This is a genomic window from Streptomyces sp. NBC_01214 (assembly GCF_026340975.1).
Taxonomy (GTDB): Bacteria; Actinomycetota; Actinomycetes; order Streptomycetales; family Streptomycetaceae; genus Streptomyces.
The window spans coordinates 3,317,414-3,340,757 of sequence record NZ_JAPEOS010000001.1 but is presented as its reverse complement, the minus strand read 5'-3'; the positions used below and the strand labels follow the sequence as shown (position 1 = coordinate 3,340,757).

At 70.0% G+C, this 23,344-nt stretch carries 21 protein-coding genes and 1 pseudogene; 4 read left to right on the top strand and 18 right to left on the bottom strand.

Annotation, left to right across the window (positions count from 1 at the left end; all coding sequences use genetic code 11):
* Positions 1-158: 158 nt before the first annotated feature.
* Positions 159-1,220: a polyprenyl synthetase family protein gene (locus tag OG594_RS15830; RefSeq protein WP_266599314.1), complete on the bottom strand. Its 1,062-nt coding sequence runs from the start codon at positions 1,218-1,220 to the stop codon at positions 159-161.
* 248 nt (positions 1,221-1,468) lie between these two features.
* Between OG594_RS15830 and OG594_RS15825 the strand changes: the two genes are divergently transcribed.
* The 3 genes from OG594_RS15825 (at position 1,469) to OG594_RS15815 (ending at position 6,675) form a co-directional block, all read left to right on the top strand.
* Entirely contained in the window at positions 1,469-2,188 is a 720-nt protein-coding gene (locus OG594_RS15825; protein ID WP_266599312.1) for a hypothetical protein, read from the top strand.
* Positions 2,189-2,462: 274 nt separating this feature from the next.
* Positions 2,463-4,619: an MMPL family transporter gene (locus OG594_RS15820; protein ID WP_266599310.1), complete on the top strand. Its 2,157-nt coding sequence runs from the start codon at positions 2,463-2,465 to the stop codon at positions 4,617-4,619.
* Positions 4,620-4,719: 100 nt separating this feature from the next.
* Positions 4,720-6,675, top strand: a complete 1,956-nt coding sequence (locus tag OG594_RS15815; protein WP_266599308.1) for an AarF/ABC1/UbiB kinase family protein — start codon at positions 4,720-4,722, stop codon at positions 6,673-6,675.
* Positions 6,676-6,797: 122 nt separating this feature from the next.
* Here the strand turns inward: OG594_RS15815 and OG594_RS15810 are convergent, their stop codons facing one another.
* The 11 genes from OG594_RS15810 to OG594_RS15760 all read right to left on the bottom strand — a co-directional run bounded on the left by OG594_RS15810 (position 6,798) and on the right by OG594_RS15760 (position 14,873).
* Positions 6,798-7,013 (bottom strand): MbtH family protein, encoded by a 216-nt coding sequence (locus tag OG594_RS15810; protein ID WP_266599306.1) that lies wholly within the window; start codon positions 7,011-7,013, stop codon positions 6,798-6,800.
* 160 nt (positions 7,014-7,173) lie between these two features.
* Positions 7,174-7,422: an acyl carrier protein gene (locus tag OG594_RS15805; protein WP_266599304.1), complete on the bottom strand. Its 249-nt coding sequence runs from the start codon at positions 7,420-7,422 to the stop codon at positions 7,174-7,176.
* A 106-nt stretch (positions 7,423-7,528) separates the two neighbouring features.
* A complete protein-coding gene (locus OG594_RS15800; protein WP_266599302.1) occupies positions 7,529-7,813 on the bottom strand; it encodes a hypothetical protein in 285 nt (94 codons plus the stop codon).
* Positions 7,810-8,001, bottom strand: coding sequence for a hypothetical protein (locus OG594_RS15795; RefSeq protein WP_266599300.1), 192 nt, complete (start codon positions 7,999-8,001; stop codon positions 7,810-7,812). The genes OG594_RS15800 and OG594_RS15795 overlap by 4 nt, the downstream gene beginning before the upstream one ends.
* A gap of 246 nt (positions 8,002-8,247) precedes the next feature.
* Entirely contained in the window at positions 8,248-8,754 is a 507-nt protein-coding gene (locus OG594_RS15790) for a helix-turn-helix domain-containing protein (protein WP_266599298.1), read from the bottom strand.
* The gene (locus OG594_RS15785) at positions 8,751-9,503 is read right to left on the bottom strand and encodes a thioesterase II family protein (protein ID WP_266599296.1); all 753 of its coding nucleotides are present in this window, start codon (positions 9,501-9,503) and stop codon (positions 8,751-8,753) included. Before OG594_RS15785 ends, OG594_RS15790 begins: the two co-directional genes overlap by 4 nt.
* Before the next feature lie 422 nt (positions 9,504-9,925).
* Positions 9,926-11,260, bottom strand: coding sequence for a DsbA family protein (locus OG594_RS15780; RefSeq protein ID WP_266599294.1), 1,335 nt, complete (start codon positions 11,258-11,260; stop codon positions 9,926-9,928).
* A gap of 79 nt (positions 11,261-11,339) precedes the next feature.
* Positions 11,340-12,431, bottom strand: coding sequence for a beta-ketoacyl synthase N-terminal-like domain-containing protein (locus OG594_RS15775; protein WP_266599292.1), 1,092 nt, complete (start codon positions 12,429-12,431; stop codon positions 11,340-11,342).
* Positions 12,432-12,436: 5 nt separating this feature from the next.
* Positions 12,437-13,285 carry an alpha/beta fold hydrolase gene (locus OG594_RS15770; RefSeq protein WP_266599290.1) on the bottom strand — a complete coding sequence of 283 codons (849 nt, stop codon included), beginning with the start codon at positions 13,283-13,285 and terminating at the stop codon, positions 12,437-12,439.
* Entirely contained in the window at positions 13,282-14,274 is a 993-nt protein-coding gene (locus tag OG594_RS15765) for a beta-ketoacyl synthase N-terminal-like domain-containing protein (RefSeq protein ID WP_266599288.1), read from the bottom strand. The genes OG594_RS15770 and OG594_RS15765 overlap by 4 nt, the downstream gene beginning before the upstream one ends.
* Entirely contained in the window at positions 14,271-14,873 is a 603-nt protein-coding gene (locus OG594_RS15760) for a hypothetical protein (protein WP_266599286.1), read from the bottom strand. The genes OG594_RS15765 and OG594_RS15760 overlap by 4 nt, the downstream gene beginning before the upstream one ends.
* Before the next feature lie 19 nt (positions 14,874-14,892).
* Between OG594_RS15760 and OG594_RS15755 the strand changes: the two genes are divergently transcribed.
* On the top strand, positions 14,893-15,651 hold the full coding sequence (locus tag OG594_RS15755) for a hypothetical protein (protein ID WP_266599284.1): 759 nt from the start codon (positions 14,893-14,895) through the stop codon (positions 15,649-15,651).
* Positions 15,652-15,997: 346 nt separating this feature from the next.
* Here OG594_RS15755 and OG594_RS15750 read toward each other — a convergent pair.
* From OG594_RS15750 to OG594_RS15725, 6 genes and pseudogenes are all read right to left on the bottom strand, one after another.
* Positions 15,998-16,506 (bottom strand): annotated as a pseudogene (locus OG594_RS15750) (YbaK/EbsC family protein).
* A gap of 48 nt (positions 16,507-16,554) precedes the next feature.
* On the bottom strand, positions 16,555-17,568 hold the full coding sequence (sbnA, locus tag OG594_RS15745; protein WP_266599282.1) for a 2,3-diaminopropionate biosynthesis protein SbnA: 1,014 nt from the start codon (positions 17,566-17,568) through the stop codon (positions 16,555-16,557).
* 30 nt (positions 17,569-17,598) lie between these two features.
* Positions 17,599-18,642 (bottom strand): 2,3-diaminopropionate biosynthesis protein SbnB, encoded by a 1,044-nt coding sequence (sbnB, locus tag OG594_RS15740; RefSeq protein WP_266599280.1) that lies wholly within the window; start codon positions 18,640-18,642, stop codon positions 17,599-17,601.
* Positions 18,643-18,727: 85 nt separating this feature from the next.
* The gene (locus tag OG594_RS15735) at positions 18,728-19,723 is read right to left on the bottom strand and encodes a TauD/TfdA family dioxygenase (RefSeq protein ID WP_266599278.1); all 996 of its coding nucleotides are present in this window, start codon (positions 19,721-19,723) and stop codon (positions 18,728-18,730) included.
* 15 nt (positions 19,724-19,738) lie between these two features.
* A complete protein-coding gene (locus OG594_RS15730; protein ID WP_266599276.1) occupies positions 19,739-22,126 on the bottom strand; it encodes an amino acid adenylation domain-containing protein in 2,388 nt (795 codons plus the stop codon).
* A gap of 182 nt (positions 22,127-22,308) precedes the next feature.
* Complete coding sequence (locus OG594_RS15725) at positions 22,309-23,274, bottom strand: TauD/TfdA family dioxygenase (RefSeq protein ID WP_266599274.1); 966 nt, start codon at positions 23,272-23,274, stop codon at positions 22,309-22,311.
* Between the last annotated feature and the right edge of the window lie 70 nt (positions 23,275-23,344).

The following is a 23,344-nucleotide window of genomic DNA, read 5'->3' as shown; positions in this document are numbered from 1 at the left end:
CGTGGAGGCCCACAGGAAGCTGGTGCGGGTGGCGGTCAGGGGCGGGCCGCAGCCAGGAGGACGTCGCCGCGGCCCCACCGGGCGGCCGGGGCTCGGCGGGCTCTCCGGCGGGGGGCGCCGCGAGGGCGGTCAGGAGGGCGGCCACGGCCTTTGCCGCATCACGCGGTCCGCTGCGCGACGAAGCCGCAGAGCGCGGCCAGGGCCCGCCGGGCGGGGAGGGCCGGGAGGACCTCCAGCGCGGTGCGTGCACGCTCCAGGCGGTCGTGCATCAGCGCTTCGGCCCGGGCGGGCGCCGGCGAGCGGCGGAAGAGCTCCAGCGCACGGCGGTGTGCGGCGGGGCCGGCCGCGGCACCCGCGGACAGCAGGTCCCGCAGCTCCGCGTCGCGGGGGTCGTCCCCGGCGAGCGCGAGCAGGACGGGCAGGCTCGGTACGCCGGCGAGCAGGTCGTTGCCCTGCTCCTTGCCGGTGCTGTGCTGGGGGGCGGCGAGGTCGAGCAGGTCGTCGGCGATCTGGAAGGCGATGCCCAGCTGCTCGCCGTACTCGGCCAGCGCGCTCACGTGGTGGGCGGGGGCGACGGCCTGGAGCGCGCCGATCCCAAGGGACATGGACAGGAGGGCCGCGGTCTTGCCCTCGCAGACCCGGAAGTAGTGCTCCACCGGGTCCTCGCCGGGGCCGGGGCCGGGGCCGCACAGTTCGCGCAGCTGGCCGCTGACCAGCCGGCCGGCGGTCTGCGCGTTGAGGTGGACCGCGTCCGGGCCCAGGGCGGCCGCCAGCTGGGCGGCCCGGGCGAGCAGCCAGTCCCCGCCGAGCACGGCCGCCTTCTCGCCCCAGCGCGCGTTCACACTGGGGACGCCGTGCCGGACGGCCGCCGCGTCCATCACGTCGTCGTGGTAGAGCGAGGCGACGTGCACCAGTTCGGCGATGACCCCGGCCTGGACGACCCCGTCCCGCTCCGGCTCGCCGAACTCCGCGCCGAGCAGCACCAGCAGCGGGCGCAGGCGCTTGCCTCCGGCCGCCGCGAGGTGTCCGGTGAGCAGGGAGATCCGCGGGTCGGGTGCGCTGTGCGCGCACTGGTGGAGCAGCTGCTCCACGCGGCCCATAGCTTCCTGTATCCGTGCCTCGAACTCCGGCGCGCGAAGGCCCAGCCGCCCCAGGATCCCGGAGTCCGCCACACGCTCCGGCAGGGCGTGCGCAGCCTCGTACAGATGCTTCACAATCACGGGGAATCTCTCTGTCGCACGGGCGGATCTCCGTCCGCGCCACTCGTGCGCGCATACGGGAGTTTCCCTCTCGTTCCGTCCGCGACCGCAGCGCAACCGTCGTGACATGAAGATGCCAGCAGGGCCCGGGGCTGCGGCGACAGGAAATCGTCAGCTTCGTGCCAACCTTTTCGGCATCGGCTTCCGCCCAGAACAATCCGGTTACGCTCACCGGCGAGATCACCGAAGTTCTTTGAAGGGCTGCCGAATTGCGCAACCGAGTCTCTCTCGTCACGGCTCTCACGGCCGGTCTGCTCTGCCTGTCGGCCGGCCTCGCGACCGCCTCGCCGGCGACCGCGCCCGCCTCCGGGACCGGAGCCCCCGCCGGGCGGGCCTGTACGGACGTCAAGCTGTCCGGCGAGCTGCCCGCGCCCCCGGCCGGCATGACGGTGCAGCAGGAGATCACCATCGGCGCCGACTGCACGCCGCAGCTGGGCCCGGCGCGGCTGGTGCCGGTGGCGGGCGCCAAGGCCGGCGCCGCGGAGAAGGTCACGACGACCGCCCTGAGCGCCTCCGGCGCCCAGGCCGCCGGCACCCGGCAGTTCAAGAGCTGGTCGGAGATGTACGACTGCTGCAACATCCGGATGACCGGCCTGTACACGACGTCCACCTGGGACGCCGACGGCGCCCTGGTCACCTCGGCGAGCACCGAGGCCACCCAGCAGTGGAACCGCGAGCCGTGGAACGCCGGCTGGTCGCTGGTGTCCTCCTCGAAGTCTGCCGACTGCGTGAGCGGGTGCTCGGTATCCCGCAACGAGGCGCACGCCACCTTCTCGTACCGGGGCATCTTCGACCCGACGGGCAGCTGGTACGAGAACAAGCACCACTCCTACGTGGAGCTCAAGGCCGACGGCACCGCCTCGTGCCGCTTCGACGTCGACCTGAAGCACACCTTCATCGGCTGGAACTGGCAGCGCGGCTGCGCGTGAGCGGCTGAGGCTCCGGAGATGTGAGGAGGCCTGGCCCCGTCGGGGCCGGGCCTCCTCATGTGTACGTGTACGGAGGTCAGTCCTGGCGGGGGCCGACCGTGATCAGCCGGTACCGGCTTCACCTCGCGGCCAGCCGCGTCCGGGCCGCGAGGTGATCGCCGAGAAACGGCCTGGCGGCGCGGCAGGTTGCTGCCAGATGTACCTCATGTGCAACGGGGCTCGCGCGACTGGACGCCAGAATGATCAGTCTCAGGTATACGTACTAAGGAGTCCCATGTTTGGAAGGATCGGGCGGACATCCGTCAAGCATCCCTGGCTGACCATTCTTGCCTGGGTCGTGGCCGCCTTCGCCCTGGTTGCGTTGGCGCCTGCCCTCAAGTCGACGACCGATCAGGCCGATTTCCTTCCGTCACACTATGAGTCGGTGCAGGTCGGCAAAGTACAGGAACGGGCCTTTCCTGAACAGGATCAGCCGGCCTCCATCGCCGTCTTCTGGCGCGATGACAACGGCCCGCTGACGGACGGCGACAAGGCTGACGTCGCCAAGGTCACGGAGAGCCTGGACAAGGCCGGATTCAACCTGGTCAAGAAGATCGAGACCAGCCCTGAGGCCGTGTCCCCCAATGGGAAGATAGCGCTGGCGAGCGTTGTCGCGAGCGTCAAGGATCCCTACGACGAGAAGCTGCTGGAATCGGTCAAGGAGCTGCGGAAGAAGGCCGCCCCACTGCTTGAGGGAACCTCCCTCAAGATGGGTCTCACCGGCTCCGCGGCGGACGCGCTGGACAGCCAGGAGTCGTCCGGCGACACCGACGCGATGATCATGATGGCGACATTGGTTCTGATCATCGTTCTGCTCGGGGTGATCTTCCGCAGCCCCCTGATCGCGCTCCTGCCGGTACTGATCATCGGCGTGGTCTTCATGGTGGCCAACGGGCTCATCGCCACCGCCGCCGAGGTCTTCGGTCTTGAAGCGGACGCCTCGGTCTCCGCCATTCTGATCGTCGTGCTGTTCGGAGTCGGCACCGACTACATCCTCTTCCTCCTCTTCCGCTACCGGGAAGCGCTGCGGGAGGGCCAGGCGCCCAAGCAGGCCATGAGCGACGCGGTGGCCAACGTCGGGGAGACCATCGCGTCGGCGGCAGGGGCGGTCATCGTGGCCTTCCTCGCCCTGCTCCTTTCCTCCCTCGGCATGCTGCGCGCCATGGGTCCGGCCCTCGCCATCTCGGTCGCGGTCACCCTGATAGCCGCGCTCACCCTGGTCCCCGCGATCTTCTCGCTCCTGGGCGAAAAGGCGTTCTGGCCGTCGAAGGCCTGGCGCAAGCAGCCCAAGCACACGCTGGGGAAGCGAATCGGCGACCTGACGGCGCGCCGTCCCGGTGTCGTCGCGGGCGTGTCCGGCGGGGTCCTCGCCGTGCTGGCCGCAGGTGTGCTCACCTTCCACCCGACGTTCGACGCGGGAAGCTCTCTCCCCGACGACCTCGAGTCGGTGGTGGCGATGGAGAAGCTGCAGAGCGGATTCCCGGCCGGGCAGACCGACCCCACCTGGGTCGTTCTGGAGAAGACGTCCGACGGCAAGCTCGAGCAGGCCGAAGTCGAGGCGTTCGAGAAGAAGCTGGCCGCGTCCGGCTTCGGGGAGGTCTCGCCCGGCGTCATCGGGGCCGGGGGTGACGTGGCCCAGTTCGCCGTGCTGCTGAAGGAGAAGCCGTCCTCGGACGCGGCCATGGAACTGGTCTCGGGCAAACTCAGGGACGCCGCCCACGACGCCGCACCCGAAGGCTCCCGAGCCCTGGTCGGCGGTCTCACCGCCGTCTTCGCGGACATCCAGACCGCAGTCAACCGTGACTATTCCCTGGTGTTCCCGATCGCCGGGCTCGCCATCATGGTCATCCTCGGACTGCTGCTGCGCAGCGTCGTCGCCCCCTGGTACCTGATGCTCGCCGTGGGGCTCGGATTCGGCGCCGCGCTCGGTTCCACCGTATGGCTGTTCCAGGGCCTGCAGGGTAAGGACGGCCTGCTCTTCACCCTGCCGGTGATCGTCTATCTCTTCGTGGTGGCGATCGGCACGGACTACAACATCCTGATGGTGGCCCGGCTCCGCGAGGAAGTACGCCGCGGACAAAATTCCGCCGATGCCGTGCGCCACTCGATCACGCACTCCGCTTCCACCATCGGAGCGGCCGCGATCATCCTGGCCGGCACCTTCGGCGTCCTGCTGCTCGCCAAGAACAGCATGCTTCAGCAGATGGGCTTCGCCGTGGCCTTCGGCATCCTGCTGACGGCCTTCGTCATGGCGCTGCTGCTGGTGCCCGCCGTCACCAAGCTGATCGGCCCGCGCGCCTGGTGGCCGGGGATCAAGTCGGACACGGCCCGGCCCGCCGAACCCGGGCCCCTGCTCACCGAGGCCCCGGCCGGGGACCGCGCATCCGTGTGACGGGCCGGTGAGCGATCGGACGGCCGGGGCTGTGCCAGCCCCGGCCGTCCGATCGTGTCCCGGTATGTCGGCGCGCTCCACAGTTACGTGAGGAATCGGTATGCATCCGGCTGTTCTTCTCCCGGTGGCACTGCTCACCACGACGATCGTTCTCCTCGGTCTCACCGCAGGTGCCAGGCGTCTCCTCGGCCTGCAGCCCGGCAAGGGCCGCACGGTGCTGACGGCGGCGGTGGGTCTGATGGCGACCATCGCGGTCGGATTCGCCATGCGCGAGCAGGAACAGTCTCCCGGCCTGGCCAGCGTGCAGTTCGGATCCGGTTTGCTCGCCGCGATGGGATTCCTCTTCGTCGCCGAGATAGTCTTCCCCAAGGGCGCCTGGACCGGTCTGATGAGCTGGCCCAGGTCGCTGCGCCGCCGACTCGCGAGGGCCAGGCGCTATGCACTCCTCAGCCGAATCGTCGTACGGCATGGACTCGGCCGCTTCCTCCGCCACCGGGCCAGGAACGGACCCGCCGCCGGCGACGAACGCGCGCGCCTCGCCCCTTCGCTGCGGCTGGCGATGGAGGAAGCCGGGGTCACGTTCATCAAGATGGGCCAGGTCCTGTCCACTCGCTACGACATGATGCCCCCGGAGCTCATCGCCGAGCTGGGCAAACTCCACCATCAGGCCACCCCCGACCCGTGGGATGCCGTCGAGCGGCTCATCAGGGAGGAGCTGGGCAGCGACCCCTGGGAGGTGTTCGACGAGTTCGACCGTGAGGCGCTGGCAGCAGGGTCGATAGCCCAGGTGCACCGGGCCCGTCTCAAGGACGGCAGTGAAGTGGTCGTGAAGGTCCAGCGGCCCAGCAGCGAATCCGTGGTCGTCGACGACCTCGAGATCCTCTTGCGGTTCGCCCGGAAAGTGCAGCAGCGCACCGAGTGGGGACGCAACGTCAACGCTGTGGCGCTGGCCGAGGGGTTCGCCGCCTCGCTGCACGAGGAGCTCGACTTCCGGACCGAGGCACAGAACATGATCGCTGTGTCGACCGCGATGTCCACAGCGGCCGCGGACCGGATGATCCACCTTCCCGCGGTCTACGAATCGCTCTCGACCCGGCGCATGCTGATCACCGAGTGGCTGGACGGCGTACCGCTCAACAGCGCGGCCGGGGTGCTCAGGGAGCAGGAAGCCGACCCGATGGCACTGGCCCAGCAGCTGCTGGGGTGCATGCTCCACCAGGTCATGGTCGGCGGGGTGTTCCACGCCGACCCTCACCCCGGGAACGTCCTGTTGCTGCGGGACGGCCGGCTCGCACTGCTCGACTTCGGTTCAGTGGGGAGGATCGACCGGGTCTTCCGCTCGACGCTGCGCAACATCCTCGTCGCCGTGCACCGCAACGATCCGATGGCCCTGTGCGACGCCCTGCTGGAGCTCGTCTCCCATCCGGAGGACATCGACGAGCGGGCCCTGGAGCGTGCTCTCGGGCGGTTCCTCGCCCGGCACTTCGCGCCTGGGCTCCGCCCCGACCGGGACATGTTCACCCATCTGTTCCAGCTGGTGTCCCGGCACGGGCTGAACGTCCCCCCGGAACTCGCCGCGGTCTTCCGTTCGCTCGCCACCCTGGAGGGATCGCTCGGGCGGCTGGTGCCGGAGTTCGACATCGTCGCGGGTGCCCGCGAGTACGCCGTGGCCCTGCACACCGAGAAGTTCCAGCCCGGCACGCTGAGCAGGACCCTCGCCGACGAAGCCATCGGCCTGGTGCCGATCCTCCGCCGCATTCCACGGCGCATCGACCGGATCGGCAGTGCCATCGAGAACGGCCGGCTGACCGTGAACGTGCGGATGCTCGCCGATCCTCGCGACCGCAGGTTCGTGCGCACCCTGGTGCACGAGACGCTGCTGACCGTGCTGTCGAGCACCATCGGCCTGATGGCCGTCCTTCTGATACGCACGGACGGCGGTCCCCGGCTCGGTTCCTCGCTGAGTCTCTTCCAGCTGATCGGATACAACCTCCTGGTACTGAGCGGGGTGCTCGTCCTGCGGACCCTCTTCGCCATCTTCAAGGCCCAGCGCTGACACAGGGCCGACGCGCGTCACGGCCCGGGCCTGCCGGACACACGAACACGTCCCGGCACTTCCTCCGTGGGGAAGGGCCGGGACGTGCGGTCAGGGGACGCGCGGCGGCGCCGGGGCAGGACTCAGGCCGCATCCATGACGTCGGCCAGGGACTTCGGCCGCATGTCGGTCCAGTTCTCGTTGATGTGGTCCAGGCAGGCCTGGCGGCTGTCCTCGCCGTGCACGACGGTCCAGCCGGCCGGCACCTCGGCGAAGGACGGCCACAGAGAGTGCTGGTTCTCCTGGTTCGTGAGCACGAAGTAGCGGCCGTTCTCGTCCTCAAACGGGTTGGTGGCCATGATCAACCTTCCTTCTTCATTGTGGGAACTGCGGCCGGGGCAGAAACGTTTCGGCGAAGAGCGGACCGAGCCGCGCCCCGGAACCCTTCACATCAGCTGATGGAGCAGGGGGCTCCGAGCACCCCGCCGACTGCGGCACACAGCACAGTCGCGGCGGGCATCAGGCGGCTCGCGCCGGCTCGAGTTTGCCGAGCAGCAGGTCGTAGGCGCTCTCCAGGGAAACAATCTGCTTGAACTCGGACTCGGGCAGTTTGACGCCGTACTTCTTCTCGAGCACGACGACAACCTCCAGGGCCATCAGAGAGTCGACCTCCAGGTCCTCGACGAACCGTACGCCGTCGGTCAGCTCGGAAACCTCGACGTCCAGCACGTGTGCCACGAGCGCGCGCAGTTCTTCCTTTTCCAGCACGATTCAGGTCCCTTCGAGGGGGCGGGTGCTCAGCACGGGCCGAGCAGGGGACAGGCGGCGGTGGCGCCCGCTGAACGAAGACGACGGCAGGAGGCGGCCGGTGTGCTCACCGCTCAGCCCCGGGGGCCGCGGCAGCGCAGCCGTACCCGTCCGCGCCGGGGGCCGCCGGGAAGCCGGCTTCAGCAGGCTGGTGGCACGGCCGGGTAGGTCTTCGCCGACCGCGGGGCCGGCCGTCCACCTCGTAGGCCTGCTGCGGCCGGAATCCTGTGCGCTCGAACCCTCGAAGCCCGGCTCGGCCGGTGACACCCCGGCACAGGTCCTCGAAGAGTCCCTCGACACCGGAGCCCGTGGCGGCGACCACGCCCGTCCCGATGCTGGGGCGGATCGTCACGGCCCCTCCTTGTTCGTGTCGTACCGGCCGGTCAGTTCGGCGCGTTGGTGACGCCGAAGGGCGAGAGCGTTGTTCCGCACGACCGGCAGGTCGATGTCGAGCACGGCGAGGATCTCGATGGCACGGAGCGAGCCGGCCTCGTGGTCCTCGTTGCGAAGGCTGACCTCGCTGACCACAGTTAGTCGCACAAGAATGGTGCGTCGGCGCTTTCTTCTCTCACAACGGCTGCTGCAATAACCTGCCACCTTCGCAATCGAATTCGGGATCCGGACCGGCCACGGGGGTCAATTCCCCACAAGCCCGCAGCACCGCGTCACTCAGAGCGGCGGCGGCGTCGGTGGCGCAGCCGCTGAGGCGGCGGTCGGGCACCATCGGCATCCGGACGGACGGCCCGGACAGGACCAGAGCGCCCAACACCTCGCCTGCTCCGGCACTTACCGAACGGCATGGGAAACAGCACCGGGCACCATGGGATCGGGGCCGTACGCCCAGCCTCTCCGGCGCACGGCGACCGGGCCCGCTGACGCCGGGCGAGCCGTCCCCACCACGGCCGGATCGACGCCCGCCGCGCGGTCCACTGAGGTGGCTATGCAGACCTGCACGCTGCCGCGACGGCGGTAGAGCCTGGCGTCCAGGCCCGTCACGGTGCACAGATCGGCAAGGATCGGGAGGGCTTCCTGAGCCAGCCGGTCCTGGCGGGCCTCGACGGTGAGAAGGCCGAGCCGCGGGCCGAGCACGAACCGGCCCCGAGAGTCACGGCTGAGGAGGCCCAGCCGTTCCATGGCGTGGGCTATCCGATAGGCCGTGGCACGCGAATAACCGCTGCGCGCGATGAGTTCGACCAGTGTGGTCGGGCCCGCCCCGACGATGTCGAGCACGACCGAGGCCTTGTCCAGCACGCCGACCCCGCTCGTGGGCAGCGGCCGGGCCGCAGTGCTCATCGCTGCGGCTCCAGTCGCGCGCGGATGTCCCGGATGAGTGCGTCCCGCTGCTCCACGAGGTAGAAGTGACCGCCGGACAGAACCCTGAGAAAGAAACCCTTGGGCGCGATGTCCGCCCACCCCATGACCTCAGCGACCGATATGTCGGGGTCGCTGTCGCCGACGTACCCGACGACCGGGCACGCCAACGGTACGCCGCGCCGCGCGGCGTACCGTGCGACGGCGGTGAAATCCGCGCGGATCGAGGGGAGCACCAGTTCACGCAGGTCCGGGTCGTCCAGTAACGCCGAGTCGGTGCCGCCAAGCCGTGCGACCTCAGCGAGCAGCTCCTCGTCGGACCCGAGAGCGGTGGACCGGGGGGTGAGCAGGTGCGGCGCCTTGCGGCACGAAACCATCAGGAGCTCCGGGACGACCTGGTGCCGGGCCTGGAGACGGATCGCGATCTCGTGGCCCAGAGTGGCCCCCATGCTGTGGCCGAAGACCGCCAACGGCACGTCAAGGTAGGGCAGCAGTTCGGCGGAGATCGCGTCGGCGAGTTCGTCCAGGTCGGTCAGGGGTTCCTCGGCGATCCGCTCCTGACGGCCGGGATAGCGTACGACGAGCACTTCGACGTCCTGCCCGAAGGCCCCGCCCCAGCTGTGGAAGAGGCCGGCCGAACCACCTGCGTGCGGCAGGCAGAGCAGCCGTAGCCGGGGCGGCACTTTGGTCCCGTATCTGCGCAGCCAGCTGCTCCGGGTGTCGATTCCCATGGTTCGTCGCTCTCCTCGCTCACGTGCGGTCGTCCGGCCAGGCGCTGGGAAAATCCACGGCGCGGGCGGCCGCAGGGGTCCGCGGCGGCACATCGGGGAGATCGTGTCCCCCGGTTCCCCGTCCGGCCGGGCACCAGATTCCACGCGCCGGCTTCCCGAGGTCCGCGGGGGTCCGGATCCGGTCGTCGGATCTGCGGACCCCCGCGCACCGGCGCAGGCACCGCACGGGGGGATGACGGGCCGCCGGCAACGGAAGTTCCTGGGGAGGAACCCCGCACCTGCCGGCCATCAAACTCTTCACGCCCCCCTGCGGCAATAGAGCCTTCAGGATGCTGCCAGCCCGTATTCCACGGGTGTGAAGCGCTCCGGATTCGAGCGCATTGACAGCGCCATGTCCGTGATCGGCCGGGCCGTGACCCGTTTCATCCCCGGGCTCTGCGTCCCGGTACGGCGACAGGCGCCAGCAATCCGAGTTCGGCGGCCCTGACTCCGGCCTGGAAGCGGAAATTCGCCCCGAGCAGTGCCATGATCTCGGCGACATAGCGGCGGTAGGTCCGCACGGAGACGGTGAGCTCGCGGGCGGCCACCTCATCAGTGACGCCGCCGCGGAGTGCCCACAGGATCTGCTGGACAAGGCCGGCCCGGTCGCGATCGCCGAAGCTCACACGCTCGTCGGCGGGCACAGCGGTGCTCCACACGGTCTCGAAGAGGGTGTGGAGCGTGTGCAGCACTTCCGGGGACTTGATGAGCGAGGCCCGGCGGCCGACCGCGGATTCGGCCACCACCAGGGCTGAGGTGCCGTCGACGACGAGCGCCTGCACCGGGGGCACTCGCGCCACCCGGACCTCCACCGCCCTCTCCCGGCCGAACTGTTCCTCTACGAGCGACTCGTTGAGTAGAGCAGGACTGGACAGCACACGTACGGACACCGAGTCCTTCGCACCGTAGATCATTTCCCGCTCCGCACCGTCGGCCCGCTCGCGTTGCTCGCTGGCGTCCGGTACCCGGGCATGCACGATGTCGATGGTGCGCTCGGCTCCGCAGATCAGTTCCTGGGCCACCTCGAGTACGCCTGCGTACCCGCCGCCCACGATGGTGATCTCCCGTTCCTGGAGACTGCGGCGCCGACTACCTGGCGAATGTCGCCGACCGACCGGTGGTGTCCGAGGTCGCCCCAGGTGAGATCCGGGCCGCGCTGCCACCGCACCCGCCGGAGAAGGGACCCCGTCACGGTGTATCAGTTCGAGGAATTTCCGCCCTGCTTCCCGCGTGGCGGGATCAGTGGCGGCCGCGGCCAGGGCCGCGTGGTCGATCCCCAGGTCACGGCCGATACCGGCGATCACCTCGGGATCGGAGATGTCCTGGCCCAGCTGCCAGCGGGCACGGTACACGGCAGCGATGTACTCCGGACCCCGTCCCAGCTTCTCGGCCACCAGGTAGCCGAGGTGGGAGACCTCCCAGTGCGGTTCCCGGTCGACCGGCCAGACCATGTCGAGACCCCGCTCCTTCGCCAGTCGGCGCACGTCCTGGAGGATGTAGAGGTGCTTCTCACGGGACATCGGGACGTACGGCAACCGGACGCCCTGCTCCTTCAGCTCCTCGTCGGCGGCGGCGTCGGGCTCCCAGAACGGGAGCCAGTCGATCTCGGCGGCCACGTCCGGGTAGTGGTCGGTCAGATCCCGGTAGGCCATCCAGGCGTAGGGGCTGCGGAACGAGAAGTACCAGCGAGGGCCTCTTTTGGCCACCGTGACCTCCATGGGGTCTTGGTATCGGTCGGTAGGCGGTGGGACTTCCGGCCGGTCGGGCCGGAACGCGGCCCCCGCCTCGGCGCGTGGGTCAGTGAAGGCGGAGCAGGGCGCAGCCGACCGATCCCGTCCGGTCCACGGCCGTGACCAGCCCGATCCGGCCGACGGCGCGGTCCCTGTGCGTCTCGGCGTAGGCGAGGAGGGAGACGATCTGGAAGCCGGCCGCCGCCGCCCCGGTGTCGCCGATCAGCTCGTGGGGCGCGAGGTTCACCCATGGGGTCTCGCCGAGCAGCTCGGCCACGGCAGCCGACTCCTCCACACCGGCCCGGTCCGGGTTCCCCGATCCCGCGTGCGCGACGGTCTCTTCAGGGGTGCATCCGGCCTGGGCGAACGCGCGGCGCAGGCAGGACGCGAGTGCGGCACGGACATCGCCTCGCAGTACGACGCCCAGTTCCACAGCGAGGATCTCGGCGAGCACCGGCTGGGTGGCGTCTCCGGCCGGCTCGACCAGCAGCATGGCGCTGCCTTCACCGAGTGTGACGGCCGAGTCCGCCGCGTGGTGTTCCAGCCATGCGCGGGCGGAGGAGAACTCCTCGGAGGTGCCGCACAAGACGCTTTCCGCGTGGCCCGAGGAGAGCAGCCGACGAGCGTAGTTGAGGGCGTGCAGTCCGGCCGAACGGCCGCCTGCGATCGTGGTGTTGGGGCCCTTGAGCTGGTACCAGATGGCGCTCTGCCCGCTGGCGCAGTTCATCACGGTGTTCGGGAACTGCGCGGGGTCGACGAAGAAGGGCTGCTCGCCGGTGAGCGAATCCCGGGTGAAGTCCATCATGCTCTGGGCGCTGCCGGTGGTGGTGCCCAGGGCGAAGGCGGCGCCTTCTCCGGTACCCACCCGCTGGTTGCGCTCGCTCTCGCCGAGGAGCGCGCCGACGGCGGTGACGGTCAAGCCGGTGACCCGGTCCATGGAGCGGGTGCCCTTGCGGCCGAGGGCCTCGCGGACGCTGAATCCGGGAGCCAGGCAGGCCTCCGGCCCGGGCGCGGACTCGAATCCGTCACCGAGTGGGGCGCTCGTTCCCCGGAGGCCCCGGATGCCTTCGATGAACGCTGCTCGGCCGATGCCGAAGGGTGAGACGGCGGACCACGCGGTGATGACCGGGCGGCGGCCGGCCGTTGCGGTAACACTCATGATCGTCACGTTTCTGTAGTACGGCTGGAGTGGAGGGTGGGCCGACGCACCAGAACACCGTCGAGGAAGTCCCTGATCTCGGAGACGAACCTGGTCTGCTCGTCGACCATGGGGAAGTGCCCGCTGTCCGCGAGGATGCGCAGCCGGCCGTCGGGCAGTGCGTCGGTGAGCGCCGCGGCGTTGTGGAGCGGTGCGGCGATGTCGTGGTGACCGCCCAGGACCAGGCAGGGCACGGTGATCCGGGCCGTCTGGAGCTGCGGGGTTCGCAGGTACAGATCGAAGAACCTGATCCAGCCGTACGGGCTGACCCATTCCCTGACCCGCTCGGCCATGGCCGCTTCGGTGTCGGGGGGGATCCGGCCACCGGAGTGGGCCCGGATGCCCTCCTGGAGGATCAGGTGGAAGTCGCCCAGGTAGTGGGTGATGGTGGCCCAGTCGAACTCCTCGTGGGAGCCCCGGTAGAACGGGGAGACCAGAACGAGGGCGCGGATACCGAACCGGGCGAACGGGTCGCTGCCGGCCCGGCTCTCGCGGTCGAGGAGTTCCAGCAGGATGTTCGAGGACATCGAGTGCGCGACCACCACGTCCACCGGACCGGGTACGGCCGTCACCGCCTGCTCGACCCAGTGGGTGACATCGGGCTCGCGAGCCCAGCCCGGTACTCCCTGTCCGCGCCAAGGCAGCTGGGCCGACCACACCTCCAGGCCCGGCGAGAGCTCTCGGCCGCAGGCGTCCCACACGGTGTCGGTGCCGGCCAAGCCGTGCAGGAAGAGCGCCTTGGGGGCGCCGGGTGCGGCGGCACCGGGGTGCCGCCTCACCACGACCGGACCGGTGGGGCCGGGCAAACCGATCACCCGTGGCTCCCGGTCGGTGCCAGCAGGGCCACGCCGGAGGCGGAACCCGCCGGGCCGGCGGTCGCCACCGCGTAGACGGATCCGCTGCCCCCGCCGTCGAACCATCCGGTGGCCGCGGCCGCCTGCAGGACACCCAAGGCACCCGACGCCTCGCCGAGGCCGGGTCCGAACCCGTCCCGCGGAACTCCGGGCAGCAGGTCGTCGGGAAGGTCGCCGGCCGGAGCATGCCAGCGGGCCGGCGCCGTGTTCGCGGCGCCGCGGGCGGCGAGCGAGGCGACGCAGGAGCGGACGTCCCGGGTCATCGCGTAGCCGCGGTAGACGGCGCGCACCCGGGCGGAGCGGTCGCGGGCGGCGGCGTGTCGCTCCAGGACGACGGCCGCGCCGCCGTCGACTCCGGTCCGGCCGTCGCCGAGGAGCCGTCGCACGACCTCGTTGTCGGGCTCCACCCCGATGACCAGGACGCGGTCCGCCCGGCCCGAGGTGATCATCGTGGCACCCCAGTGCAGGGCGTCCAGGCCGGATGTGGCGCCATTGCAGACCATGAGGTTGGGGCCGCGCAGGCCGAACCTGATGGCTGTCGAGGAGGCGACCACGTTGCTGGAGGCGTTGGGCAGGTCCATGGGCGAGGTCGCGGAGACCGTCTGGGAACGGATCGTGTCCAGGGCGCGGGCCACGGTGTCCAGGTTGCCGAAGTTGGAGCTGGCGACCACGCCGACGCTCTCGCCCGGGACGGCCAGGCCGTCCGTGCCTAGCAGCCCGGTGTCCCGCAGGGCTGCCTGGGCCAGGCAGTACGCGAGCTGGGTGGCCCGGTCCTTGAAGCGCAGGCCCTTCTTGCCCACGAGCGCGGCGGGGTCGATGGCCGGCGCCCCGGCCGGCGGGCCGGCGAGCAGGGACTCGGGGCTGTCGGCGCCGGGCACGAGCACGCCGACTCCTGTGATCACCACGGTGGTGAGGGCGGCGCTGCTGCCGCCGTTGCCTGGAGTGCTCATCGGGAGGCCTCCACGATCGCGACCGCGTTGATCCCGCCGAACCCGAATGCGTTCAACTGCATGGTCCGCATGTGCTGCTCGCCGGGTGCGCCCGTGACGAAGCGGAACCCCTCCGCTTCGTCGACGGGATGGTCCAGGCCGACCGTAGGCGGGACCCGGCCCTCGTCCAGGGCCCGCAGGCCGATGACGAGGTTGAGCAGCCCGGAGCCGCCCGACGTGTGCCCGGTCATCGACTTGATGGCCGTCATCAGCGGATGACCCGCGTCGGTGCCCAGCACCTCGGCCAGCGCGATCGCCTCGGCCTCGTCGTTGAGCAGCGTCCCCGTGCCGTGCAGCATGACGAGGTCTACGTCGTCGGGGCGGACCCCGGCCATGGTGTGTGCCTGCCGCATCGCCTGGGCGATTCCGGCAGGAGAGGGGGCAGTCGCGTGATAGGCATCGCAGTTGACCGAGACTCCGCGCAGCAGGCCGTGGACCTGCTGGCCCTCGTGCTCCTTGCGCAGCACGATCGCGGCAGCGCCGTCGCCCATGAGCACACCGGTGCGGTCACGGTCGAAGGGCCGCACCCGTTCGGGCGCTTCGGGATGTACGCGCTCCACCCCCGGCGACTCCCGGTCCATGGCCCTGATACCCGAGAAGTGCGAGGGCTACTGCCAGGGTGTGGACGGCCGGGCCGGCCCCAACCTGGCGTGCGAGGGGTGCGGGCGGGCCGTGGCGACCCGCATGGACGACTGCGGACTGTGGCAGACCGTGTGGCTGGAGCCCGGTGCGGTCGTACGCCGCCCCTCGGGGTTCCCCGCCGGTCCACCTCCCGACTGGGACGAGCTTGAGCGCGCCGAGCACCGCGTCCCACCCGTCGAACCCGACGGGTCGTGGAGCCGTCGCTGGGAGGCGGCGGTCGGGGTCGCGCTGGCCCGCCTCGTGGCAGCCACCGGGGACCGCCCTGTGATCCTTCCCGCCGATGGCGTGACCGAGCTGCTCGGCCACGCCATCGGCCGGTACCTGCTGGCCGGGCCCGATGCCCGTACCGTGGGGCTGGCCGGCCCGGGAATCTGCACGCCCCGGCCCCGTCCCGACGTCCTCCTCGTCCCCTGCCACCCCCTCACGGGCACACCCTGGCGCCCACCCGGCGACGACGCTGCCGTGGTGCCGCTGGACAGCGGAGTCTGGGCGTACCTCGCCCACCCGGGGGAAACGTCACCGATGCCCGCTACGGGGGTACTTCCGGACGGTGTCCTGCGCGACGACTATCCCCTGCCGCCGCGCCCCAGACTCCCGCTGACGCCCCACCACCGCGCCTCCGAGTACGCCCTGGCCGGGCTGCCCGCCATGCGCGCCCCCCGGCTGCGCAGATACCACGACGCGTACCGATCATGAACGCCTGACAGTGTCTACGGCGCCGCGATCGCAGCGGTCCGCTCCGAGGCCGGTGGGCCTCCAGGCGTCCTGGCCCAGCACTTCGGACAGGCGTTGTTCGAGGCGGGCGACGTGCCCGGCGAGTCGGGTGTTGCGTTCAGTGAGGTTGGCCAAGTCCGTCAGCAGGGAGTTCCGGCTGACCTGCGGTCCGGTGGGGCCGTCCGGTAACTGGGCGGCTCTGGTCAGCACGGCGGCGTGGAGGTCTGCGTGACGGTAGATGAGGCTGCGGTGGACGGCAGCCAGCCGAGCGACGGAAGTGACGCTGCGGCAGCCGAACCGTGTCACCGGTACGTCGAGGTCATCTCCATCAAGCCACCGATGCCGGAGCCGGCTGAGCTATGACCTCGATCCTCGGGCGGGTGAGAGACAGGTAGTCGGCGGTGGCCAGCGCCACCGACCGGTCGAGTCGGGCCGCGTTGAAGAAGATCTCGTCGTGGACGAGCAGCGCGGGATCGACCACGAGTTCCAGGTCCTGGTGGAAGGCGAAGGGTGTAATCGAGCCGCTGACGCACCCGGCGAGCCGCTCGGCGACCTCTCGGACCCGAACGACGCCTCCGTCCCGGAGTACAGGACCCTCAGCTCCTCCAGGTCGACTCTGCGGTCTCCGGGCACGACGGCCAGCACGTAGCGGCGCGCCTTCCGCCCCAGGGCCACCCGGACCACCAGGCACTTGGCCGCCTGCCCCAAGGCGTGTCGCCGGACCAGGCTGGCGAGTTCGGTCCTTCCCCCCGGCTCGTGTTCAATGAGCCGGAAGTTCGCCCGGGTCCGCTCCAGCAGGGCCACCAGCCTTGTGTACGTACTCCCGGTTGTATCCATGGGCACTTCCTTGAGAGACAGAACCTTTCGAGGCAGGGATCGAACTGGTCATACGCCGCTCGCGGCCAGACGGTCCTCTCCGACCGGCGGCGTCAGGGACGGCTCCTCCCAGGTCTGCGGTTCGCCGAAGTGCTGCGCCACCCAGGCCGGGTTGTACACCGAGTCGAGGTAGCGGTCCCCCTGGTCCGGGGCGAGGGCCACAGCCGTGATCTTCTCGTCCTGGGGCCGCGCGGCGAGCCAGCGCAACGCACCGCTGACGACGGTCCCGGTGGAACCGCCGAACAGGAATCCCCGCCTGGCCATCGCGTGACAGCTCTGCAGGGTGTCCCGTTCCGACACCATGACCACGTCGTCGACGAAAGCGGTGTCCAGCAGCCGCGGCTTCACCCCCGCCCCCAGTCCGGGGATCATCCGGTGCGCCGCGGGACCGCCGAAGGTCACCGAGCCGATGCTGTCGACCGCCACCACCGTCACTGGCCGCTCACGCTCGCGGAAGTACCGCGCGCAGCCCATCAGAGTGCCCGTGGTGCCCGCCCCGACGAAGAGAACGTCGAGCTCCGGGAACTCCGCGGCGATGGCGGGCCCCGTTCCGCGGTAGTGAGCCAGCCAGTTGTGAGGGCTCGTGTACTGGTTGAGCCAGACGTATCTGGAGTCGTACGAGCACAGCCGCTGGACGTAGTCGATCCTGGCGCCCAGCAGCCCGTGCTCCTTGTCGGGACGCGAGATGATCAGTACGCGCGCGCCCAGGGACTCCATCATCCGACGGCTTGCCGCGTTGCAGCGGGAGTCCGTGACGCAGAGAAAGCCGTAACCGCGGCTGGCAGCGATCATGCTGAGCGCGATGCCGAGGTTGCCAGAGGAGGATTCCACGAGTATGGCGCCCGGGGTGAGCCGCCCGTCGCGTTCGGCGGCGAGCACCATCTCCAGGGCAGCCTTCAGCTTGACGGAACCCGTGAGGTTCAGCCCCTCACACTTGAGGTACAGGGGAACGTCGAAGACGGGCTTGAGGTCGACGAAGAGATCGTCGACGTTGAACTCGTGCGGGGCGGATATGACCGGCACTTCATCACCGTGATTCGTCTGAGGCGTTGCCTAGGAGCGAGCACGTCCGTAGCGGTCCAGCTCATGGAAGAAGCCGTCGACGACGGCGAGCCGGCCTGCTTTGAGCAGCTGGTCGTGGACGTACCGGCCCAGGGCGATGTCGAGTACCCCGAGGCCGAAGGGGGAGAAGACCAGCGGGCGGTCGACGGGGAGTTCGACCCTCCCCTCGAGCACGTCGTAGAGGGTCCCGTCGAGGAAGTCCCGGTTCCCCGTGATCTGCTCCGCGAGATGGGGGGACGTGTCCGCCTTGAGGCAGTGCTCCACGTCGTCGACGATATTGGTCGAGGCGAGCAGGATCTCGGGGGCCAGGTCCCGCAAGGACACGTTCAGGACCAGCGGATTGTGCGCGAACCACGACACCTCGTGGACATACGGGGTGCCCGCCACGGTGGCAAAAACCACCAGGTCGCTCTCCCTGATCAGCTCCTCGGCGCTCGACCGCACCGTCACCGGCGTGCCGCCCGGCCGGCCGGCCAGGTAGCCGGAGAAGGATTCGGCGTGCTGGGACGACAGGTCGTGGACGTTGATCTCATCGAAGCTCCAGTCGGCCGCCTCCAGATAGGTGTGGATGTACCTGGCGATCAGTCCGGTTCCGATGAAGCCGATCCGCCGGGGCCGGTCGCCCCGGCTGAGCCGGTCGGCGGCCAGGGCCGCGGAGGCGGCGGTACGGGAGGCACTGATGATGGAGCTCTCCATGCAGGCGAACGGGTAGCCGGTCGCGTGGTCGTTGAGGATCAGCACCGCCGACGCCCGGGGGATCCCCGCCGTGACGTTCTCGGGGAAGCTCGATATCCACTTCAGTCCGTCGGTCCGCTGCTCACCGCCGACCGAGGCGGGCAGGGCGATGATCCGGGAGCTGGGCCGGTCGGGGAAGCGGAGGAAGTACGACGGCGGATTGACCGTCTCCTCCCCGCCGTGCAGTCGGTAGGTCTCCTCCACCAGGTCGATGACCTGCTTCTCGTTTCCCGAGAGGACATCGGCCACCTGGCCGCCGGAAATGACGGAGAAGGACGGGACAACGTGCTGTGAGGACATGGGCGAGTGGGCTCCGTTCGTGAAGCGTGAAGACTGTTCACTGGGCTAGGGGTAGCGGGCCGCCGGCCGCGCCATCGGACCGGGCTCAGGACCCGCCGGAGATGCGGACCGGGTCCCCAAGGACCACGGCCACCTCCCGCTGCCCCTCGAAGGACTCCCGGCTGTGGGCCATACGGAGGTTGTCCACGATCATGAGGTCGCCTGCCTGCCAAGGCTCACGGAGCGTGAGCTGCTCGTAGACGGCGTTGATCGCCAGCACCTCGTCCTCGGTCAGGGGCAGGCCGTCGCCGTACAGGGTGTTGAACGGCAGCCCGTCATCGCCGAATTCGAACTTCAGGTACTCCCGGATCGCCGGGTCGAGTGTCCACTCGTTCAGGAAGGCGATCTGGTTGAACCAGCCCCGGCGCCCGGTCACGGGGTGCTCCAGCACGGCGGCGGACCGCTGCCTGGTGCGCAGGTCGCCGTTGCTCCGCCAGGTCGTTTCGATGCCGCGGGCCGCACAGTACGCCGCCACCGCCGCACGGTCGTCCACACCGAAGGAGTCGCGCCTGCCCACGCCGACGGTGTCCGTGTAATTTCGGTCCAGCAACCAGCCTTCCTCCTCGAACCGGGAGACCAGCTGCGGGTCCAGCGCCTCCAGGACCGCGTGCGAATCCGAGACCCCCGTCACTCCGCCTGAAGTAGGCGCGGCCAGACAGGCGAAGAGGAGCGTGGCAGGCACTTCCCGCGCGTAGCTGAGTTCGTGGTGCATGCACATCGGCTGGTGAGCAGGCCATTCAGAGGATGAGTACACCCCCTCCGCCAGGACCTTCCGGGAGGCGAAACCCTCCCGCTCGACGACGATCCGGTCCAGAAGCTCCCTGCTCACCCGCGCCACGGTGTCCGCGTCGCCCAGTCCGAGTCCTCGGACCAGCAGTGCCCCGTGCTCGGCCACGGCCGCCCGCAGGAACGTACGGTGTTCGGCGGCCCAGGCCACGGGGTCCACCGGGGCGGGGCCCTGGAGCCCGAGCATCGCGGGCCTGCCGGCCGTCTTCTCCACCCGGTACCGGGCGTGTGGACCCAGGTCCGTGATCAATTCCATCCTCCTGCCACTTCCCTACGTTTTCGTGTTCGTGTCGGCCAGCTGGGCCAGCTCGGCCAGGGTGGGGTACGTGTGCACGTCACGCAGGGTGAAGGCGCGCTCCATCCGTACGACGAGCTGAACAGCCGAGAGCGATGAGCCGCCCCGGTCGAAGAAGTCGTCGCCCCGCCCGATCTGCTCGGCGGGCAGCCTCAGGACCTCGGCCCAGGCCTCGGCCAGCTTCCGCTCCGCCGGCGTGCGGGGAGCCCCCCACTCGCGCTCGCTCTCGCCGAGTTCGGCGGCCAAGGCGGCCAGCGCACGCTTGTCGATCTTTCCGTTGCCGGTCAGGGGCAGCGCGTCGAGATGCTCCAGCCTGCGGGGCACCATGTATTCCGGCAGTACCTGTGCCAGACGCTCGCGCAACTCCTGTGCCGGCTCCGTCGAGCCCGACTGGAAGCCGACCAGGTGGCGTCCGGCATCGGGGCTCTCCACAACCACGACCGCGCCGTCGCGTACCCCGGGCAGGCGCAGCAGATGGTTCTCGATCTCGCCGATCTCGATCCGGAACCCCCGGATCTTGACCTGGGCATCCCTGCGGCCAAGGAATTCGAGTGTGCCCTCGGGCAGCCACCGGCCGAAGTCACCCGAACGGTAGAGCCGCAGGCCGGGCCGGTGCGGATCCAGGCCGAAGGACTGGGCGGTGCGCTCCGGGTCGTTGACGTAGCCTCGGCCGACGCACACTCCGGAGAAGACGATCTCTCCAGGAGCTCCGAGCGGCACCGGGTGGAGGTTCTCGTCAGTGACGTATACGGAGACGTTGTTGACCGGCCGGCCGAGCGGTACGGAGTCCCGCTCCGGCACCCGGGTCATCACCTCGTGGTTGGTGTCGTCGCTGGTCTCGGTCAGCCCGTACGCGTTCATCAGGGCGATGTGGGGGAACCGGGCGAACCAGCGCACGGTCAGTTCCTTCTTCAGCGCCTCGCCCGTGACGGACACACAGCGCAGCGCGGGCAGCTCCCGCGGCCGGGTCTCCAAGCGCGCCAGCACCACCTCCAGATACGAGGGAACCGCCTGCAGCACCGCGACGCCGCCCTGCTCGATGGTGTCCAGGTAGCGGTCGACGTCGAGGATCGCCTCCTGCTCGACGATCAGCGTGCGACCGCCGACGACCAGAGCCGCGACGAGCTGCCACAGCGAGATGTCGAAGGACTGGGGAGCGGTCTGCGCCACCACCTGGCCCTCGCCGATCCCCTGGTCGTCGATCTTGGCGTACAGGTGGTTGACGAACCCGGCGTGCTCGCACATCGCGCCCTTGGGCTCCCCGGTGGAGCCCGACGTGAAGTACAGGTACGCGAGCTGGTCCGCCGCGACCGCCACACCGGGGTTGCCGTCGGGGTGCCCCTCAGCACATGCCGCCGTGACGTCAAGAAGCTCCAGCTCCGGCCAGGCAGCCTGCTCCAGGTGTCCCGGGCCGCCGGCCTCGGTGAGGACCAGGCGGCAGCCGCTGCGCTCCAGGGTCCTGGCCATCCGGTCGGCCGGGGCATGGGGCTCGATGGGCAGATAGGCCGCGCCCGCCTTGAAGATGCCGATGACCGAGGCCATCCAGTCCAGGTTGCGCTCCGTGACCACGGCGATCACGGCCTCCGGCCCGAGGCCGCGCGAGAGCAGGGCATGGGCGATCCGGTTGGCGCGCGCGTTGAGTTCGGCGTAGGTCCAGCTCTCACCCGCGTGGACGGCGGCGGTCTCCGTGGGCCGGACGGCGGCCTGTTCCTCGAACAGCTGGTGGAACCGCCGGTCCGGTATCTCCCGCTGGGGGCCCGCGAGTTCGACGAGCTGGTGGTGCAGCTCCTGTTCGGACAGCAGCGGGCGGTCACGACAGGGTGCGTCGGGCTCCGCGACCAGCCGCTCCAGCGCCGTCACGTAGTAGCCCGCGATCCGCTCGGCGGCCTCTGCGTCCAGCACATCGGTGCGGTAGCCCAGGGTGATGCCGGCACCATCGGGCCCGTCGAGCAAGGAGGTCGTCAGTACGATCCCGGAACCCTCTGGGGCCGTATAGGCGCCGCCGAGGTCGAGGACGGTCTCGAACGCCCCGTCCACGGGGAGGTCCTCAGCCCGGTCAGCCGCCGCGAGCAGCTCGCGCCAGGATTCCCCGTCCACCGCGAGGCAGCGCCGGACGGGTTCGGCCTGAACGTTCGCGGCGTTGGTGGCCGGAACGTATCCGGTCACGAGGCGGCGCTCGCCACTGAGCGCGGACAGCACTACGGCATGCGCGGTGAGCAGGGCCGCCCCCCAGCCCTGAGCCAGCTGCCGGACGTCCTCCGCGATCCTGGCGGGAACCGTGCGGGACAGCTCCGCCCACGCGAGGGCCCCGCCGGGCCGTACCCATCGCGGGATGATCCGCTGGGGTGCTCCATGGTCCGTCATACTGCATTCCTTTCTTCCGGACGGCCGGCCACCGGTGCGACGCGAGCAGCATCGCCCGTCCCGTCCCGCTCCTGACCGTTCGGGGGCATCGCAGGTCAGCGCGGGGAGGCCTCTGCCACGACCTTGCTCCGGCGATCGGCGGGATCCGCTTCGGCCGGCACGGCGTTGGACGCGGAGCGCGCCTATCCTTCCCGCTGGGTCATGGCCACCAGGACCTTGCGGTCCCCTGTGAACGGGCGGCGGCCGTGCGAGGTGAGGAGGTTGTCCACCATCAGCAGATCACCGGTGGACCAGGGCTCGGCCAGCGTCGTCTCTTCGTACGCACTGGTGATCGTGGCGAGTTCGTCCGCGGTGATCGGTGTCCCGTCGCCGTAGTAGGCGTTGCGGGGCAGCCCGTCCTCGCCGCAGATCTCCAGCAGGCCCTCGCGGGCCGCCTCGGGCAGCGCGTGTACATGGAAGAGATGCGCCTGGTTGAACCACACCTTCTTCCCCGTGACCGGGTGCACCGCCAGCGCCGGACGCTTGTGGCGGGTACGCAGCAGGTCACCGTCCCACTCCGTCTGGATGCCGTGGTCGGCGCAGTAGCGCTCCACCTGGCCCTTGTCCTCGGTCTGGAACCCCTCCTGCCAGGACAGGCCCATGCCCACGCGGTAGGTGCGGGTGTAGAGCACCCCGCGCTCGGCGAAGCGCTCCACGAGCGCCGAGGGGAGCCGGTCGAGGACGGCCGAGCTGTCCGCCACCGGCGTCTCCCCGCCCGAGGCCGCGGCCAGTGCGCAGAAGAAGAAGACGTTGTGCGGCCAGTTCGCGGAGTAGGCACTCTCGTTGTGCTGGGGGATGCTCTGGTCTGCCGGGTACTCCGTGGAGGTGTAGACCTTCCCCGTGACGCGGCTGCGCGGCGTGGACCGTTCGTTGTACTCCAGGGTCCGCCCGCCGATCTGCTCGGCCAGGTCCGCGAGTCCGGCCTGCTCGACGAGCCCGCTGCCCTTCACCATCACGGCACCGTGCTCGTACATCGCCGAGCGGAGCGCCTCGTTGTTCTTCGCGAACCAGGCACGGTGATCCCCGTCCTCCGCGCGACGCACCCGGGCTATCCGAGTTCCGTTGTGCTCCAGGACATCGATTTCCGCCTCAGTGAAAGAACTCCCCATCGCTACCCCTCCGCGCTCGGTTCGAACCCGTCCGTGGTTCCATCAAAATACTGTCGGCCGGCGCCCCGCC